The organism is Pseudomonas sp. MF09150, from assembly GCF_059862355.1.
In genome coordinates this window covers 106,667-122,333 of record NZ_JCBCUS010000011.1, presented here as the reverse complement: position 1 = coordinate 122,333, position 15,667 = coordinate 106,667, and the positions used below count along the sequence as shown (strand labels likewise).

Here is a 15,667-nt window from a genome sequence, read left to right as displayed (position 1 = left end):
TAAATCATAAATTTACGAAGCTATTTCGCCGATTAGACAGAAAACCGTACACAGGTTATCCACAGATACTCAGGACGCCAGCGACTCCGCTTCGGCGCTCACTGGCGGCAGTGAACCCATGTCCCGTTGTGCCTGTTCGTTCCAGGCCTGTACCCGGTCGTTCAGGGTGGCAATGGCCCGTGGTCCCGAGCCTTCGGCATACATCGGCTCGCCAATCACCACGGTGATGGTGCCGGAGCGCTTGGCCCAACCGGTCTTCGGCCAGAACTTGCCCGCGTTGTGGGCAATCGGCAGGACCGGCAAGTTGGCATTCACCGCCAGGGCGCTGCCACTGCGGGAAAATTTGCCGATCTGACCGTAGGGGACCCGGGTGCCCTCGGGGAAAATCAGTACCCAGACGTTGTCCTTGAGCAGTTCATCGCCCTTCTTGGCGACCACTTTCAAGGCGGCCTTGGGGTTGTCGCGGTCGATGGCGATCGGCCGCAGCATGGCCATGGCCCAGCCGAAGAACGGCACAAACAGTAACTCGCGCTTGAGCACCTGGCTCAGAGGTTCGAAGTACGCCGAGAGAAAGAACGTCTCCCAGGTGCTCTGGTGGTTCGACTGAATCACGCAGGGGCGGTCCGGGATGTTTTCGGCGCCTTTGACTTCAAAACGGATGTCGAGAAAAACCTTGGTCAGCCACAACGCGCAGCGGCACCAGTAAACGTTGATAAAGCGGTAGCGCGCCTTGAACGGCAAAAAAGGCGCGATAAAAAAGCTCAGGGAACACCACAGCAACGAGCTGGTGCCCAGCAGCAGGTAAAAGAAAAAAGTTCTGATGGCCTGCACGATCGACATAGCGGCATTTACCGTTGCGGGCACTGCCCGCCTATTAAAAGCGCACCCCCGAACAGTCCTTGATCAGGATTTCAGAAGAGCTTTAGTGGTGGATAAGTTCAGCGGCAACAGCCGCCAGGTCGTCAAAAATCAAGGTGCCAACCGGCAGGTTCAAGCCCTGGGTCTTTGTGCCTTTCCCGGTTTTTACCAAAACTGGCTGAGAGTCGACGGCCTTGGCCGCTTCCAGGTCACCGAGACTGTCGCCTACAAACCATAGACCGGTCAGGGGCACCTGATAGTGCTCGGCAATGGCGTGCAGCATTCCCGGCTTGGGTTTGCGACAGGCGCAACCCTCATCGGGACCGTGTGGGCAGTAGACGATCAGCCCGACCTCGCCACCCTGCTCGGCCACCAGCGCCCGCAGGCGCTCATGCATGGCGTCGAGGGTGGCGATATCGTAGTAGCCGCGAGCGATGCCCGACTGGTTGGTAGCGACCGCTACCGTCCAGCCGGCCTTGCTCAACTGCGCGATGGCCGCGATCGATCCGGGGAGTGGGTGCCACTCCTCCACCGACTTGATGTAAGCGTCGGAGTCGTAGTTGATCACCCCGTCCCGATCGAGAATCAGCAGTTTCACCAGCAGCCCCTCAGCCCAGCAGCGAGATGTCGGCAACGCCCAGGAACAAGCCCCGCAGACGCGCCAGCAGCGCATAGCGGTTGGCCCGTACGTTGGCGTCTTCAGCGTTGACCATCACCGCTTCGAAGAACGCATCCACCGGCTCGCGCAGGGCGGCCAAGCGGGCCAGGGTCTCGCTGTACTGACGCGCTGCGGCCATTGGCTGCACCGCCTGATCCGCTTGCTGGATCGCCGAATACAGGGAGAACTCGTTGGCGTTGTCGAAGTACTTGGCTTCCACGGTGCTCGGCACGCTGCCTTCGACCTTGCTCAGCAGGTTCGATACACGCTTGTTCACGGCGGCCAGTGCGGCGGCTTCCGGCAGTTTGCGGAAGGCCTGCACGGCTTGTACGCGCTGGTCGAAGTCCAGCGCCGAGCCCGGCTTCAGTGCACGCACCGAGAGGTAGGTGGCCACGTCCACGCCTTCATCTTCATAACGCGCACGCAGGCGGTCGAAGACGAATTCCAGCACCTGGTCGGCCAGGCCGGCGGTCTTGATCTTGCTGCCGAAAGCGTTGACGGCGAAGGCCACGGCTTCGGTCAGGTCCAGGTCGAGCTTCTTGTCGATCAGGATACGCAGTACGCCCAGGGCCGCACGGCGCAAGGCATAGGGGTCCTTGCTGCCGGTCGGGAGCATGCCGATGCCGAAGATCCCCACCAGGGTGTCAAGCTTGTCGGCAATGGCCACCGCCGCACCGGTCAGGGTGCTCGGCAGTTCGGCCGCGCCGGCGCCACGGGGCATGTACTGCTCGTTCAGCGCCAGGGCAACGTCTTGCGGCTCGCCGTCATTGAGGGCGTAGTAGTAGCCGGCAACGCCTTGCATCTCCGGGAACTCGCCGACCATTTCGGTGGCCAGGTCGCACTTGGACAGCAGGCCGGCACGGGCCGCGCGCTGGGCGTCGCCACCGATGCGTGGGGCGATGAAGGCGGCCAGCTTGGAAACCCGCTCGGCCTTGTCGTAGACGCTGCCGAGTTTTTCCTGGAAGACCACGTTCTGCAGGCGCAAGTTGAAGTCTTCGAGCTTCTGCTTCTTGTCTTGCTTGAAGAAGAACTCGGCATCGGTCAGGCGCGGACGAACGACTTTCTCGTTACCGGCGATGATCTGCTGCGGGTCCTTGCTTTCAATGTTGGCCACGGTGATGAAGCGCGGCAGCAATTTGCCGTCGACGTCCAGCAGGCAGAAGTACTTCTGGTTGTCCTGCATGGTGATGATCAGGGCTTCTTGCGGCACGTCGAGGAAGCGCTCCTCGAACGAGCACACCAGCGGCACTGGCCATTCGACCAGGGCGGTCACTTCATCGAGCAGGGCTGGCGGCACGATGGCGGTGCCTTCCTGCAGGCGCGCCAGTTCTTCGGTGCGCTTGCTGATCAGCGTGCGACGCTCATTGGCGTCTGCCAGCACGTAGGCGCCGCGCAGGTCGTCGAGGTAGCTGGCCGGCGAGCTGATGCGCACGGTTTCCGGGTGATGGAAACGGTGGCCACGGGATTCACGACCGGCTTTCTGGGCCAGGATGGTGCAATCGATGACCTGGTCACCGAGCAGCATCACCAGCCATTGGGTCGGACGCACGAACTCTTCCTTGCGGGCACCCCAGCGCATGCGCTTGGGGATTGGCAGGTCGTTCAGCGAGTCTTCGACAATGGTCGGCAGCAAGCTGGCAGTCGGCTTGCCCTTGATGCTCTGGCTGTAGCGCAGTTTCGGGCCGCTCTGGTCGATTTCGCTGAGCTCGACGCCGCATTTCTTGGCGAAACCCAGGGCTGCCTGGGTCGGGTTGCCTTCCGCGTCGAACGCGGCCTGGCGTGGCGGGCCGTCGAGGTTGATGCTTCGATCAGGCTGCTGGGTGGCCAGCGCGGTGATCAGGACCGCCAGGCGCCGTGGCGCGGCATAGACCTGTTTGGCTTCAAAGCCCAGGCCAGCGGCCTGCAGGCCTTTCTCGATGCCGGCCAGGAAGGCTTCGGCCAGGGTATTCAGGGCCTTGGGTGGCAGTTCTTCAGTGCCCAGTTCAACCAGGAAATCTTGCGCACTCATTGTGCCGCCTCCAGCTTAGCCAACACTTCGTCACGCAGGTCCGGGGTCGCCATCGGGAAGCCCAGCTTGGCACGGGCCAGCAGGTAGGCTTGCGCAACGGAACGCGCCAGGGTGCGGACTCGCAGAATGTATTGCTGGCGCGCGGTTACCGAGATGGCACGGCGGGCGTCCAGCAGGTTGAAGGTATGGGAAGCCTTCAACACCATTTCGTAGCTCGGCAACGGCAGCGGCTGATCCAGCTCGATCAGGCGCTTGGCTTCGCTTTCATAGAAGTCGAACAGTTCGAACAGCTTCTCGACGTTGGCGTGTTCGAAGTTGTAGGTCGACTGCTCCACTTCGTTCTGGTGGAACACGTCGCCATAGGTGACCTTGCCGAACGGGCCGTCGGCCCACACCAGGTCGTACACCGAGTCCACGCCCTGCAGGTACATGGCCAGGCGTTCCAGGCCGTAGGTGATTTCGCCGGTGACCGGGTAGCACTCGATGCCGCCGGCTTGCTGGAAGTAGGTGAACTGGGTGACTTCCATGCCGTTGAGCCAGACTTCCCAGCCCAGACCCCAGGCGCCGAGGGTTGGCGATTCCCAGTTGTCTTCGACGAAACGGATGTCATGCACCAGCGGGTCGAGGCCCACGTGCTTCAACGAACCCAGGTACAGCTCCTGGAAGTTGTCCGGGTTGGGCTTCAATACCACCTGGAACTGGTAGTAGTGCTGCAAGCGGTTTGGGTTTTCGCCGTAGCGGCCGTCAGTCGGGCGACGACTGGGCTGCACATAAGCGGCGTTCCAGGTTTCCGGGCCGATAGCCCGCAGGAAGGTAGCGGTGTGGAAAGTGCCGGCGCCTACTTCCATATCGTAGGGCTGAAGTACCACACAACCTTGCTCGGCCCAGTATTGCTGGAGGGCGAGGATCAAGTCTTGGAAGGTACGCACGGCTGGCGTAGGCTGGCTCACGAAATTCACCTGTTACTTGGGCTGCGATTTAAGGAGCGGGAGTATACCCGATTCGGTCGTGCGCACGCCCCCTGGAGCCTTATGCCACGCTGCTTTTGGTGTTCCGATGATCCGCTGTACATGGCTTATCACGATCAGGAGTGGGGCGTGCCGCTACGCGATGCGCAGCGCTTGTTCGAGTTGTTATTGCTCGAAGGGTTCCAGGCCGGGCTGTCATGGATCACCGTTTTGAAGAAGCGCGAGCGCTATCGCCAGGTGCTGTTCGGCTTCGATGTGCAGCGGGTGGCGCAGATGAGCGATGCCGAAATCGACGAGCTGATGCTCGACCCCGGGATCATCCGCAACCGCCTCAAACTCAACGCCGCCCGGCGCAATGCCCAGGCCTGGCTGGAGCTGGAAGACCCGGTGGGTCTGCTCTGGTCGTTTGTCGGCGGGGTGCCCAAAGTCAATCATTTCAAGGACCGCAGTGAAGTGCCGGCGGTCACGCCCGAGGCCCAGGCGATGAGCAAGGGCCTGCAGAAAGCCGGCTTCACGTTCGTCGGACCGACCATCTGTTATGCCTTGATGCAGGCCTCGGGCATGGTCATGGATCACACCCGTGACTGTGATCGCTACGCCTTCCTCGCCAACGCGCGGTTAGAATAGCCGGCTGCGACTAGGTCATGACCAACAGCTCAGGAGTCACTTGTGGATAAGTTCAAAGGCGCCCTGCTGGTGGGCGCTCTGCGGTTGTTTGCCCTGCTGCCGTGGCGCGCAGTGCAGGCCGTCGGTTCGGCCATTGGCTGGATCATGTGGAAAACCCCCAACCGTTCCCGCGATGTGGTGCGGATCAACCTGGCCAAGTGCTTCCCTGAAATGGACCCCGCCGAACGCGAGCGTTTGGTGGGACAGAGCCTGAAAGACATCGGCAAGTCCCTGACCGAAAGCGCCTGCGCCTGGATCTGGCCGGCCCAGCGCTCCATCGACCTGGTGCGTGAAGTCCAGGGCCTGGAGGTGCTGAAGGAGGCTCTGGCCTCGGGCAAGGGCGTGGTCGGCATCACCAGCCACCTGGGCAACTGGGAGGTGCTCAACCACTTCTATTGCAACCAGTGCAAACCGATCATTTTCTACCGTCCGCCCAAGCTCAAGGCGGTGGATGATCTGCTGCGCAAACAGCGGGTGCAGTTGGGCAATCGCGTTGCCGCGTCCACCAAGGAAGGCATCCTCAGTGTCATCAAGGAAGTGCGCAAAGGGGGGGCAGTGGGGATTCCCGCCGACCCGGAACCGGCCGAATCCGCCGGGATCTTCGTGCCCTTCTTCGCCACCCAGGCGCTCACCAGCAAGTTCGTGCCGAACATGCTGGCCGGGGGCAAGGCGGTGGGTGTATTCCTGCACGCCCTGCGCCTGCCTGACGGTTCAGGCTACAAGGTGATCCTCGAAGCGGCACCCGAAGCGATGTACAGCACCGATACCCAGGTGTCCTGCGCGGCCATGAGCAAGGTGGTCGAGCGCTATGTGGCGGCGTATCCGAGCCAGTACATGTGGAGCATGAAACGCTTCAAGAAACGTCCGCCCGGCGAAGAGCGCTGGTACTGACAAGAGCTGGCATGATCTGTGGATAACTTCATGCCTGAAGTTATCCACACCTGACGAGCAAGGGCGCAACAGATGTCCGATCAGCGTAAATCCTTCCGCATCACCATCCAGCACGAGAGCTTCGGCGAGTGCCTGGGGCAGACGCGCAACCTGTCGTCCAGCGGCGTGTATGTACAAAACCCGATCCTGGCCGCCCTGCCCAAGGGCGCGGTGGTCTATGGACAGGTCCAGGGCTTGCCGGTCATTGCGCCGCGAGTGCGCATGGAAGTGGTGCAGGTCGACGCGCAAGGCATTGCGCTGCGCTATCTCTGAACCCTCCAACCGCCCCTCAACCCTGTAGCCGCCGAGGCGCGGGTTGGGACGGTCGGGGGGATTTACGGTTGGGAGTGGCGCTCGAGCTTTTTGAGGAAGACGGTCATTTCCTTTTCTGCCTGCTTGTCGCCATGAGCGCGGGCGGCTTCCAGGCCCTGTTCCCAGGCCTGGCGTGCGGCCGGATAGTCGGCCTGGGCCAGGAAGGCCTTGCCCAGGAGCTTCCACGCGGCCGAATACTTGGGGTCGAAGGCCACGCAGCGTTGCAGGTGCTCGGCGGCTTTGGCGGGTTCACCGAGGTCCAGGTAGCCCTTGCCCAGGCCGAAGCGTAACAGGGCGTTATCCACACCCTTGGCGAGCATTTTTTCCAGGGAATCCAGCATGGTCTTGGGTCCTGTGGATAGTTTTGGTTGTGCAAGAAGCACAGCGGCTGTGGCAACGCGCCCGAGCCTGGGGCAGCCGCCACAGGCGAGCGCGAGGGGTTAGAAGAAGCTCAGGCCGACGTGGAACAGTTTTTCCACGTCGCGGATGTGCTTTTTATCCACAAGGAACAGGATCACGTGATCGCCGGCCTCGATCACGGTGTCATCGTGGGCGATCAGCACTTCTTCATCGCGAATGATCGCGCCGATGGTGGTGCCCGGCGGCAGACCGATGTTCTCGATGGCGCGCCCGATCACCTTGCTCGACTTGGCGTCACCATGGGCGATGGCCTCGATCGCCTCCGCCGCGCCCCGGCGCAGGGAGTGCACGCTGACGATATCGCCACGGCGCACGTGGGCCAGCAGGGTGCCGATGGTGGCCAACTGCGGGCTGATGGCGATGTCGATATCGCCGCCCTGGATCAGGTCGACGTAGGCCGGGTTGTTGATGATGGTCATGACCTTCTTCGCCCCCAGGCGCTTGGCCAGCAGCGACGACATGATGTTGGCCTCGTCGTCGTTGGTCAGGGCCAGGAAGATGTCGGCGTCGGCGATGTTCTCTTCCAGCAGCAGGTCGCGGTCCGAGGCGCTGCCCTGCAGCACCACGGTGCTGTCCAGGGTGTCCGAGAGGTAGCGGCAGCGCGCCGGGTTCATCTCGATGATCTTCACCTGGTAGCGGCTTTCGATGGCCTCGGCCAGACGCTCGCCGATCTGCCCGCCACCGGCGATGACGATGCGCTTGTAGGTTTCATCAAGGCGGCGCATCTCGCTCATCACCGCTCGGATGTGGGCCTTGGCGGCAATGAAGAACACCTCGTCGTCGGCTTCGATCACCGTATCGCCCTTGGGCATGATCGGCCGGTCACGACGGAAGATCGCCGCCACCCGGGTATCGACGTTAGGCATGTGCTCACGCAACTGGCGCAGTTGCTGGCCCACCAGCGGGCCGCCGTAGTAGGCCTTGACCGCCACCAGCTGCGCCTTGCCTTCGGCGAAGTCGATCACTTGCAGGGCGCCGGGGTGTTCGATCAGGCGCTTGATGTAGTTGGTCACCACCTGCTCGGGGCTGATCAGCACGTCCACCGGGATCGCGTCGTTGTCGAACAGGCCGGCGCGGGTCAGGTACGCGGCTTCGCGCACCCGGGCGATCTTGGTCGGGGTGTGGAACAGGGTGTGGGCGACCTGGCAGGCGACCATGTTGGTCTCGTCGCTGTTGGTCACCGCCACCAGCATGTCGGCGTCGTCGGCACCGGCCTGGCGCAGCACCGTCGGGAACGAGGCGCGGCCCTGCACGGTGCGGATGTCCAGGCGGTCGCCGAGGTCCCGCAGGCGTTCGCCGTCGGTGTCGACCACGGTGATGTCGTTGGCTTCGCTGGCCAGGTGTTCCGCCAGGGTGCCACCCACCTGCCCTGCGCCGAGGATGATGATCTTCATCCAGTCACTCCCTTAAACCCGGTTAACCGCGCGCGGCGGCGATCTTGATCAGCTTGGCGTAGTAGAACCCGTCATGGCCGCCTTGCTGAGCCAGCAACTGACGACCGTGGGGTTGCTTCAAGCCGGCCGCAGGCTGCCCGTTTTGCCCGGCGATGTCCAATTCGCGAGCTCCCGGGGTGCGCCCCAGGAACGCTTCGATCACTGCGGTGTTCTCAGTGGGCAGGGTCGAGCAGGTGGCGTAGAGCAGGATCCCGCCGACGTCGAGGGTTGGCCACAGCGCGTCCAGCAGCTCGCCTTGCAGCTGTGCGAGGGCGGCGATGTCGTCGGCTTGGCGGGTGAGCTTGATGTCCGGATGGCGGCGGATGACCCCGGTGGCCGAGCATGGCGCGTCCAGCAGGATCCGCTGGAACGGGTTGCCGTCCCACCAGGCCTGGGTGTCGCGGCCATCGGCGGCGATCAGTTCGGCGGCCAGCCCCAGGCGTTCGAGGTTTTCCCGCACGCGCACCAGGCGCTTGGCTTCCAGGTCGACGGCGACCACGCCGGCCAGCTTGGGCTCGACTTCAAGGATGTGGCAGGTCTTGCCGCCCGGTGCGCAGCAGGCGTCCAGCACCCGTTGGCCGGGGGCCAGGTCCAGCAGGTCGGCGGCCAGTTGCGCGGCTTCGTCCTGCACGCTGATCCAGCCTTCGGCAAAGCCCGGCAGGCCGCGCACATCGGCGGCGGCGTCGAGGACGATGCCATCCTGGCTGTACACGCAAGGCGTGGCCGCTACACCGGCGGCGCTCAGCAGCCCGAGGTAGGCATCACGGGAATGGTGACGGCGGTTGACCCGCAGGATCATCGGCGGGTGCGCGTTATTCGCCGCGCAGATGGCCTCCCACTGCTCGGGCCAGAACGCCTTGAGCGACTTTTGCAGCCAGCGCGGGTGGGCTGTGCGCACCACCGGGTCATGTTCCAGCTCGGCCAGCAGCGTTTCGCTTTCACGCTGGGCGCGGCGCAGCACGGCATTGAGCAGGGCCTTGGCCCAGGGTTTTTTCAGCTTGTCGGCGCAACCCACGGTTTCGCCGATGGCGGCGTGGGGTGGAACCCGGGTGTAGAGCAGTTGGTAGAGACCGACCAGCAGCAGGGCCTCGACATCGGCATCGGCTGCCTTGAACGGCTTCTGCAGCAGTTTGGCCGCCAGTGCCGACAGCCGTGGCTGCCAGCGCGCAGTGCCGAAGGCCAGGTCCTGGGTGAAGCCGCGATCGCGGTCTTCGACCTTGTCCAGCTGGGTCGGCAGCGAGCTGTTGAGCGATGCCTTGCCGTTGAGTACGGCTGCCAGGGCCTTGGCGGCGGCCAGACGCGGGTTCATTGGGCGTCTACCGTTTGGCCGAGGACCGTGCCGATGGCGAATTTCTCGCGGCGGCTGTTGAACAGGTCACTGAAGCTGAGGGCCTTGCCGCCGGGCAATTGCAGGCGGGTCAGGCACAGCGCCTGTTCACCGCAGGCGACGATCAGGCCGTCCTTGCTGGCGCCGAGGATTTCACCCGGTGCGCCCTGGCCTTCAGCCAGTTGCGCGGCCAGGACTTTCAAGGCTTCGCCATTCAAGCTGCTGTGGCAGATCGGCCACGGGTTGAAGGCGCGCACCAGGCGCTCCAGCTCAACGGCCGGGCGGCTCCAGTCGATACGCGCCTCGTCCTTGTTCAGCTTGTGGGCGTAGGTGGCGAGCGTGTCGTCCTGCACTTCGCCGTGCAAGGTGCCGGCAGCCAGGCCAGCGATGGCCTGCACCACGGCCGGTGGGCCCATGTGCGCCAGGCGGTCGTGCAGGCTGCCACCGGTGTCTTCGGCGGTGATCGGGGTGCTGACCTTGAGCAGCATCGGCCCGGTGTCCAGGCCGGCTTCCATGCGCATCACGGTCACGCCGCTCATCGCGTCGCCGGCTTGCACCGCGCGCTGGATCGGCGCCGCACCACGCCAGCGTGGCAGCAGCGAAGCGTGGCTGTTGATGCAGCCCAGGCGCGGAATATCCAGCACCACCTGCGGCAGGATCAGGCCGTAAGCCACCACCACCATCAGGTCGGGCTTGAGCGCCGCCAATTCGGCCTGGGCTTCGGGAGCACGCAGGGTCGGCGGTTGCAGCACCACGATGTCGTGTTCCAGGGCCAGCTGCTTGACCGGGCTCGGCATCAGTTTTTGCCCGCGCCCCGCCGGGCGGTCCGGCTGGGTGTAGACCGCAACGATCTCGTACGGGCTTTCGAGCAGGGCCTTGAGGTGTTCGGCGGCAAATTCCGGGGTGCCGGCAAAGACGATGCGCAGTGGCTCAGTCATGGGAATTCTCGGTGGTAAACATGCGGAAAAGAAAAAGGCTTGCTGCTGCAAGCCTTTGGAAGAAGGGCATCAAGCGTTCTGGCGATGCTGTTTTTCCAGCTTCTTCTTGATCCGGTCACGTTTGAGCGTGGACAGGTAGTCAACGAACAACTTGCCGTTGAGGTGGTCGCATTCATGCTGGATGCAAACCGCGAGCAGGCCTTCGGCGATCAGCTCATACGGCTTGCCGTCGCGGTCCAGGGCCTTGATCTTGACGCGTTGCGGGCGATCGACGTTTTCGTAGAAACCCGGCACCGACAGGCAGCCTTCCTGGTACTGCTCCATCTCGTCGGTGAGGACTTCGAACTCGGGGTTGATGAACACCCGTGGTTCGCTGCGGTCTTCGGAGAGGTCCATGACCACGATGCGCTTGTGTACGTTGACTTGAGTCGCAGCCAGGCCGATGCCGGGCGCTTCATACATTGTTTCAAACATGTCGTCGACCAACTGACGCACTTCGTCGTCCACTACGTCCACCGGTTTGGCGATAGTGCGCAGGCGCGAATCGGGGAATTCGAGGATGTTTAAAATGGCCATAGGCGTAATTGCTACACGTGTGAAGTAAGGGCGGAGTCGGTGGCCTTGCAGGTGCTGGACCCGGGCTACCGTTGCAAAACGTGCTCCAGCAGGAGGAGCGAGCCGCGCAGGCTCTGGCGTTTCACGCGAACGCACATAATAAAGGGATTCACCGCATGAGGAAATCACTACTCGCCTTGCTGCTGTTGGGCTGGGCCGCGATCGCCCAGGCGCAGGTGCCACTTCGGGAGGGTTATCCACAGCGCTATACGGTGGCTGCGGGCGATACGCTGTGGAGCATCGCCGGCCAATTCCTGCGTGATCCCTGGCAATGGCCGGCATTGTGGAAAGCCAATGCCCAGGTCGGTGATCCCGACCTGCTGTATCCGGGCGATGTCCTGACCCTGGTCCAGGCTTCCGGACAGCCGCAGCTCAACCTCGAGCGCGGCACCTCACGCGGCACCCTCAAGTTATCCCCGCAAGTACGGCGCACGCCCCTGGTGGACGCGATACCGGCTCTGCCACTGCACGCCATCGACAGCTTCCTGCTGGGCAATCGCATGATCGAGCGCGAAGAGGATTTCCGGCAGGCGCCCTATATCGTTGCCGGCGATGCCGAGCGGGTCCTGGCCGGCAGCGGCGACCGTGTGTTCGCGCGCGGGCATTTCGACGTGGCGCTGCCCGCGGCCTATGGCATCTTCCGTCAGGGCAAGGTCTACCGCGATCCGCAAAGCCAGGAGGTATTGGGGATCAATGCCGACGATATCGGCGGCGGCGAGGTGCTGGCGCTCGACGGTGACCTGGCGACCTTGGCCCTGCAACGCACCACTCAGGAGGTGCGCCCGGGGGATCGCCTGTTCCCCAGCCAGGCCCCGCCCGCGGCAGAGAACTTCGTGCCCAGCGCGCCGGATCGCCCCGTCGACGGCCTGATCATCGATGTGCCGCGTGGGGTGACCCAGGTCGGGGCCATGGATGTGGTGACCCTGGACAAGGGCCGGCTGGACGGCCTGACACCCGGCAACGTGCTGGCGGTGATGAAGACCGGCGAAACCGTGCGTGACCGGGTCGCCGGTGAACAGGTGAAGATTCCCGACGAACGTGCCGGACTGCTGATGGTGTTTCGAACCTATGACCGGCTCAGCTATGGATTGGTGCTCAGCGCCTCGCGTTCGCTGGCAGTGCAGGACAAGCTGCGCAACCCTTGAAGCAGCCCATTCCTCAACAAGTTACCAACAGAGTTATCCACAGCTTATTCCCGCCACAGCGGGGCTTATAACGATCAAGGATGATCCTATGACCCAGCCTGTCACTGCCCAGGTTTCCCCCGCGGAACTGGAAGCGCGTTTACGTTTGCATCGCCTGCCGGAGCTAGGTCCGAGGCGTTTTCAGCGCTTGCTCGACGCCTTTGGTTCGGCCTCCAAGGCCATCAGCGCGCCGGCCAGTGCGTGGCGTGCCCTGGGGTTGCCTCAGGCTTGTACCGAGGCCCGGCGCAGTGCCGAAGTACGGGATGGCGCCAGCCGTGCATTGGCCTGGCTTGAGTGTCCGGGCCAGCATTTGCTGCTGTTGGGCGAGCCGGGCTACCCGGCGTTGCTCGCGCAATTGCCTGACGCTCCACCCCTGTTGTTTGTCGCGGGTGACCCACGGATTCTGGAAAAACCGCAGTTGGCGATGGTCGGCAGCCGCCGTGCGTCCAAGCCCGGGATGGACACGGCAAGGGCTTTTTCCCGCAGCCTCGCCGGGGCCGGCTTTGTCATCACCAGCGGCTTGGCTTTGGGCATCGATGGTGCGGCGCATCAGGCTGCACTGGATGTTGGCGGGCAAACCGTGGGCGTGCTCGGCACCGGCCTGGAAAATTTTTATCCACAGCGCCACCGGGCCCTGGCCGAGGCGATGATTGAGGGCGGCAGCGCGGTAGTTTCCGAGTTCCCGCTGGAGACCGGGCCCCAGGCCAGCCACTTCCCACGGCGCAACCGGATCATCAGTGGTTTGTCCCTGGGGGTGCTGGTGGTCGAGGCCAGTGTCGCCAGCGGGTCGTTGATCACCGCGCGCCTGGCGGGGGAACAGGGGCGTGAGGTCTACGCCATTCCGGGGTCGATTCATCACCCCGGGGCCCGTGGCTGTCATCAATTGATTCGCGATGGCGCGGTGCTGGTGGAGACCATCGAACACATTCTCGAAGCCCTGCGCGGTTGGCAGCACCTGGGGTTATCCACAGAGTCACCGCCGGCTGTCGCCGAGCATCCGTTGCTGCAGCTGCTGCACGCGGCGCCGCAGACCAGCGAGGCTCTGGCCACGGCCAGCGGCTGGGCGTTGCCCAAGGTGTTGGGTGAACTTACGGAGCTGGAATTGGCAGGGCGCGCCGTCTGTGAGTCCGGTCGCTGGTTTGCGCGGGTGAGCTAGGTTTTACAGACAAGATCGGTAAACTGCGCACAGCCTTAATCCCGGAGAATCAGTAATGGTCAGCAGTTGGCGCGTGCAACAAGCCGCACGAGAAATTCGCGCAGGAGCGGTAATTGCCTACCCAACCGAAGCGGTCTGGGGCCTGGGGTGCGATCCATGGAACGAGGAGGCAGTGGATCGTCTGCTGGCGATCAAGTCGCGTTCGGTGGACAAGGGCCTGATCCTGATCGCCGATAACATCCGCCAGTTCGACTTTCTCTTCGAAGACTTCCCGGACACCTGGATCGAGCGCATGTCCAGCACCTGGCCCGGGCCCAACACCTGGTTGGTGCCCCATCAGGACCTGTTGCCGGAATGGATTACCGGGGTCCACGACACCGTGGCATTGCGGGTCAGCGACCATCCGCAGGTGCGTGAGCTGTGTGCCTTGGTCGGTCCGTTGATTTCCACTTCGGCCAATCCCCAGGGGCGTCCCGCGGCACGCACGCGAATCCGCGTGGAGCAGTACTTTCGCGGGCAGCTGGATCTGGTGCTGGGTGGCAGCTTGGGTGGGCGCAAGAATCCGAGTGTTATCCGTGACCTGGCCAGCGGGAAGGTCATTCGCTCAGCGTGATGAGCCGGGCCAGTTTCCTGTGAGGACAGTCACTGGCTCCAGCTCATGCAGGCAGGCACATCAGGCAATGCTGGGTGCTGCTTGCCCTGTGATGCAGGCGAGCGCGGTCTAGAGAGAATCGATGATTAGGGTGAGTATGGCGTCCGTGCGCCCGGGCGTAATGACTGACGACGCAGTCGCAGGTTTAAGTTTGGCGACGAACTGATGGGTGATCGTGTCATTGCCAATACTGTAGTTTCCATTCTTCAGTCTGAACTTTTCATTTAGGTTGATAGCTACGCCCCCTTCAGGCTTCACTTCAATGACGGTGCCCTTCGCACACCCTTTCTCGCAGGGGATGGTATCGAGGTTGCCATCAGCACGTATGTTTGCTGAAAGGAAACGGAGTGATGCAACGTTGTTGAAGTATTCCGCGTTACTCTGGATGCCACAACCACTGAACTCAAGCTTGAACGGCCTTTCTACAGCCCCTCTTGCCACATCATCTACCTGCACAGTTCCAAATCTGACGTTAGTTTGCGCACTGCTGAAGTGACACGGGTTGACCAGCAACTTGGTATTTGCCACAAACACAATTTTGCCCCAGGCACTACTGTTAGTTGTCCCTGGCCAGAAGGAAGTGAGTGAGTTTTTTGGATCAATCAATACATCATGAGTACCAGGGGGTAGGGTTGTATTTTCCTTGGTCTTTATAAGCTCGGCTACGAGTGGAGTATTCATGGTGTATATTTGGCCATTGACCACGTTTGTTATTTTGAAAAATTCCCCCCAACGGCTACAGGGTGTATATCCACCGCCGTCAGCATTTCTATAACGAATACCAACACCGTCTAGTTGTGTCTTGCAGACGTATCCACTTTCTCCGCTATTGGGGAAACCTTGTATGACAAAGGTTTTGCCCCACATGCTGCTACCGTTGCTACCGCCGCATATAAGAGAACCGGTCATGTTGGCAGTACCTAATACGCCATTGACAGGTACTGCATTGAACGGTTTCAGGCTCGTCAAACGTATTTCAGCTTGATTGTTACCTGCAGAGGCGTTCGGGCTGCTGCGGCACAGAGCGTTGAGCGGATTGGAATAAGCGAGGCTGGGTAGAAAAAGTGTGGGCAGGAAAGCAGCGATCAGTATTCTTTTATACTGCATGGGAATATCTTTTTTTATGAAAAATCATCATCTGTCTTCTGCATTTCTAATTACAGTTATTAGGAGGTAAAATCCTAACAGGTTTTGATTTTTGAATGGTGTGCGACTTATGTTTCTGGATTTTTTTCAGACAAGTCCTGTTGGTAGAACTAGGGTGCAGGCATGTAAAACCGTGCCTGGCGCGCCTTGCGTCCATTCACAGAATGTCGATGCAGACAGTGAGCGTGGCGTTGGTTTTCCCGTCCGTGGTGTTTGAGGTCTTGATAATATTTGGAGATACACTTTAAATCTTGACGTCGCCCCGGACGGTAATGAAGTAACGAGGAATGAGCGGCAATCGGGAGTTCGTAATAAATTTACTTTACCCCCAAGGGCCCCGGTCGTTCGCCCTGACCACTAGGGTAAAAGTCTATTGTGCAGGGCGAGGCTAAAGTA

General features: G+C 62.0%; 16 protein-coding genes. 6 read left to right on the top strand and 10 right to left on the bottom strand.

What is annotated here, in order from left to right; genetic code table 11:
* Positions 1 to 69: 69 nt before the first annotated feature.
* From AC19YX_RS30150 to glyQ, 4 genes are all read right to left on the bottom strand, one after another.
* A complete protein-coding gene (locus tag AC19YX_RS30150) occupies positions 70 to 840 on the bottom strand; it encodes a lysophospholipid acyltransferase family protein (RefSeq protein WP_078470325.1) in 771 nt (256 codons plus the stop codon).
* An 82-nt stretch (positions 841 to 922) separates the two neighbouring features.
* Positions 923 to 1,456: a D-glycero-beta-D-manno-heptose 1,7-bisphosphate 7-phosphatase gene (gene gmhB / locus AC19YX_RS30145; RefSeq protein WP_078470324.1), complete on the bottom strand. Its 534-nt coding sequence runs from the start codon at positions 1,454 to 1,456 to the stop codon at positions 923 to 925.
* A gap of 10 nt (positions 1,457 to 1,466) precedes the next feature.
* Complete coding sequence (glyS, locus tag AC19YX_RS30140; protein ID WP_500607706.1) at positions 1,467 to 3,524, bottom strand: glycine--tRNA ligase subunit beta; 2,058 nt, start codon at positions 3,522 to 3,524, stop codon at positions 1,467 to 1,469.
* Positions 3,521 to 4,474 carry a glycine--tRNA ligase subunit alpha gene (gene glyQ / locus AC19YX_RS30135; protein WP_003213601.1) on the bottom strand — a complete coding sequence of 318 codons (954 nt, stop codon included), beginning with the start codon at positions 4,472 to 4,474 and terminating at the stop codon, positions 3,521 to 3,523. The genes glyS and glyQ overlap by 4 nt, the downstream gene beginning before the upstream one ends.
* Positions 4,475 to 4,555: 81 nt before the next feature.
* Here glyQ and tag point away from each other — a divergent pair, with 81 nt between their 5' ends.
* The 3 genes from tag (at position 4,556) to AC19YX_RS30120 (ending at position 6,361) form a co-directional block, all read left to right on the top strand.
* Positions 4,556 to 5,119, top strand: a complete 564-nt coding sequence (gene tag / locus AC19YX_RS30130) for a DNA-3-methyladenine glycosylase I (RefSeq protein WP_078470322.1) — start codon at positions 4,556 to 4,558, stop codon at positions 5,117 to 5,119.
* Positions 5,120 to 5,161: 42 nt separating this feature from the next.
* The gene (locus tag AC19YX_RS30125; protein WP_500607705.1) at positions 5,162 to 6,049 is read left to right on the top strand and encodes a lysophospholipid acyltransferase; all 888 of its coding nucleotides are present in this window, start codon (positions 5,162 to 5,164) and stop codon (positions 6,047 to 6,049) included.
* A 72-nt stretch (positions 6,050 to 6,121) separates the two neighbouring features.
* A complete protein-coding gene (locus tag AC19YX_RS30120) occupies positions 6,122 to 6,361 on the top strand; it encodes a hypothetical protein (RefSeq protein WP_020294969.1) in 240 nt (79 codons plus the stop codon).
* A 62-nt stretch (positions 6,362 to 6,423) separates the two neighbouring features.
* On the opposite strand, the gene AC19YX_RS30115 is transcribed toward AC19YX_RS30120, so the two are convergent.
* The 5 genes from AC19YX_RS30115 to def form a co-directional block, all read right to left on the bottom strand.
* Positions 6,424 to 6,741: a tetratricopeptide repeat protein gene (locus AC19YX_RS30115; RefSeq protein WP_500607704.1), complete on the bottom strand. Its 318-nt coding sequence runs from the start codon at positions 6,739 to 6,741 to the stop codon at positions 6,424 to 6,426.
* Positions 6,742 to 6,840: 99 nt separating this feature from the next.
* Positions 6,841 to 8,214 (bottom strand): Trk system potassium transporter TrkA, encoded by a 1,374-nt coding sequence (trkA, locus tag AC19YX_RS30110; protein WP_078470318.1) that lies wholly within the window; start codon positions 8,212 to 8,214, stop codon positions 6,841 to 6,843.
* A 22-nt stretch (positions 8,215 to 8,236) separates the two neighbouring features.
* Positions 8,237 to 9,562 (bottom strand): 16S rRNA (cytosine(967)-C(5))-methyltransferase RsmB, encoded by a 1,326-nt coding sequence (rsmB, locus tag AC19YX_RS30105; protein ID WP_500607703.1) that lies wholly within the window; start codon positions 9,560 to 9,562, stop codon positions 8,237 to 8,239.
* Positions 9,559 to 10,518 carry a methionyl-tRNA formyltransferase gene (gene fmt, locus AC19YX_RS30100; protein WP_500607702.1) on the bottom strand — a complete coding sequence of 320 codons (960 nt, stop codon included), beginning with the start codon at positions 10,516 to 10,518 and terminating at the stop codon, positions 9,559 to 9,561. The genes rsmB and fmt overlap by 4 nt, the downstream gene beginning before the upstream one ends.
* Before the next feature lie 69 nt (positions 10,519 to 10,587).
* Positions 10,588 to 11,094, bottom strand: coding sequence for a peptide deformylase (gene def, locus AC19YX_RS30095; protein WP_020294974.1), 507 nt, complete (start codon positions 11,092 to 11,094; stop codon positions 10,588 to 10,590).
* Between the two features lie 155 nt (positions 11,095 to 11,249).
* On the opposite strand from def, the gene AC19YX_RS30090 reads away from it, so the two are divergent.
* The 3 genes from AC19YX_RS30090 (at position 11,250) to tsaC (ending at position 14,086) form a co-directional block, all read left to right on the top strand.
* Entirely contained in the window at positions 11,250 to 12,278 is a 1,029-nt protein-coding gene (locus AC19YX_RS30090; RefSeq protein WP_500607701.1) for a LysM peptidoglycan-binding domain-containing protein, read from the top strand.
* 88 nt (positions 12,279 to 12,366) lie between these two features.
* Positions 12,367 to 13,473, top strand: coding sequence for a DNA-processing protein DprA (dprA, locus tag AC19YX_RS30085; protein ID WP_500607700.1), 1,107 nt, complete (start codon positions 12,367 to 12,369; stop codon positions 13,471 to 13,473).
* 55 nt (positions 13,474 to 13,528) lie between these two features.
* A complete protein-coding gene (tsaC, locus tag AC19YX_RS30080; RefSeq protein WP_078470313.1) occupies positions 13,529 to 14,086 on the top strand; it encodes an L-threonylcarbamoyladenylate synthase type 1 TsaC in 558 nt (185 codons plus the stop codon).
* Between the two features lie 108 nt (positions 14,087 to 14,194).
* Here the strand turns inward: tsaC and AC19YX_RS30075 are convergent, their stop codons facing one another.
* Positions 14,195 to 15,232, bottom strand: coding sequence for a fimbrial protein (locus tag AC19YX_RS30075; RefSeq protein ID WP_500607699.1), 1,038 nt, complete (start codon positions 15,230 to 15,232; stop codon positions 14,195 to 14,197).
* Between the last annotated feature and the right edge of the window lie 435 nt (positions 15,233 to 15,667).

Excerpts from the sequence above, each read along its gene's own strand:
- AC19YX_RS30150 (WP_078470325.1), bottom strand. The coding sequence starts at position 840 with ATGTCGATCGTGCAGGCCATCAGAACTTTTTTCTTTTACCTGCTGCTG.
- glyS (WP_500607706.1), bottom strand. The coding sequence starts at position 3,524 with ATGAGTGCGCAAGATTTCCTGGTTGAACTGGGCACTGAAGAACTGCCA.
- tag (WP_078470322.1), top strand. The coding sequence starts at position 4,556 with ATGCCACGCTGCTTTTGGTGTTCCGATGATCCGCTGTACATGGCTTAT.
- AC19YX_RS30120 (WP_020294969.1), top strand. The coding sequence starts at position 6,122 with ATGTCCGATCAGCGTAAATCCTTCCGCATCACCATCCAGCACGAGAGC.
- AC19YX_RS30115 (WP_500607704.1), bottom strand. The coding sequence starts at position 6,741 with ATGCTGGATTCCCTGGAAAAAATGCTCGCCAAGGGTGTGGATAACGCC.
- trkA (WP_078470318.1), bottom strand. The coding sequence starts at position 8,214 with ATGAAGATCATCATCCTCGGCGCAGGGCAGGTGGGTGGCACCCTGGCG.
- rsmB (WP_500607703.1), bottom strand. The coding sequence starts at position 9,562 with ATGAACCCGCGTCTGGCCGCCGCCAAGGCCCTGGCAGCCGTACTCAAC.
- fmt (WP_500607702.1), bottom strand. The coding sequence starts at position 10,518 with ATGACTGAGCCACTGCGCATCGTCTTTGCCGGCACCCCGGAATTTGCC.
- def (WP_020294974.1), bottom strand. The coding sequence starts at position 11,094 with ATGGCCATTTTAAACATCCTCGAATTCCCCGATTCGCGCCTGCGCACT.
- AC19YX_RS30090 (WP_500607701.1), top strand. The coding sequence starts at position 11,250 with ATGAGGAAATCACTACTCGCCTTGCTGCTGTTGGGCTGGGCCGCGATC.
- dprA (WP_500607700.1), top strand. The coding sequence starts at position 12,367 with ATGACCCAGCCTGTCACTGCCCAGGTTTCCCCCGCGGAACTGGAAGCG.
- tsaC (WP_078470313.1), top strand. The coding sequence starts at position 13,529 with ATGGTCAGCAGTTGGCGCGTGCAACAAGCCGCACGAGAAATTCGCGCA.
- AC19YX_RS30075 (WP_500607699.1), bottom strand. The coding sequence starts at position 15,232 with ATGCAGTATAAAAGAATACTGATCGCTGCTTTCCTGCCCACACTTTTT.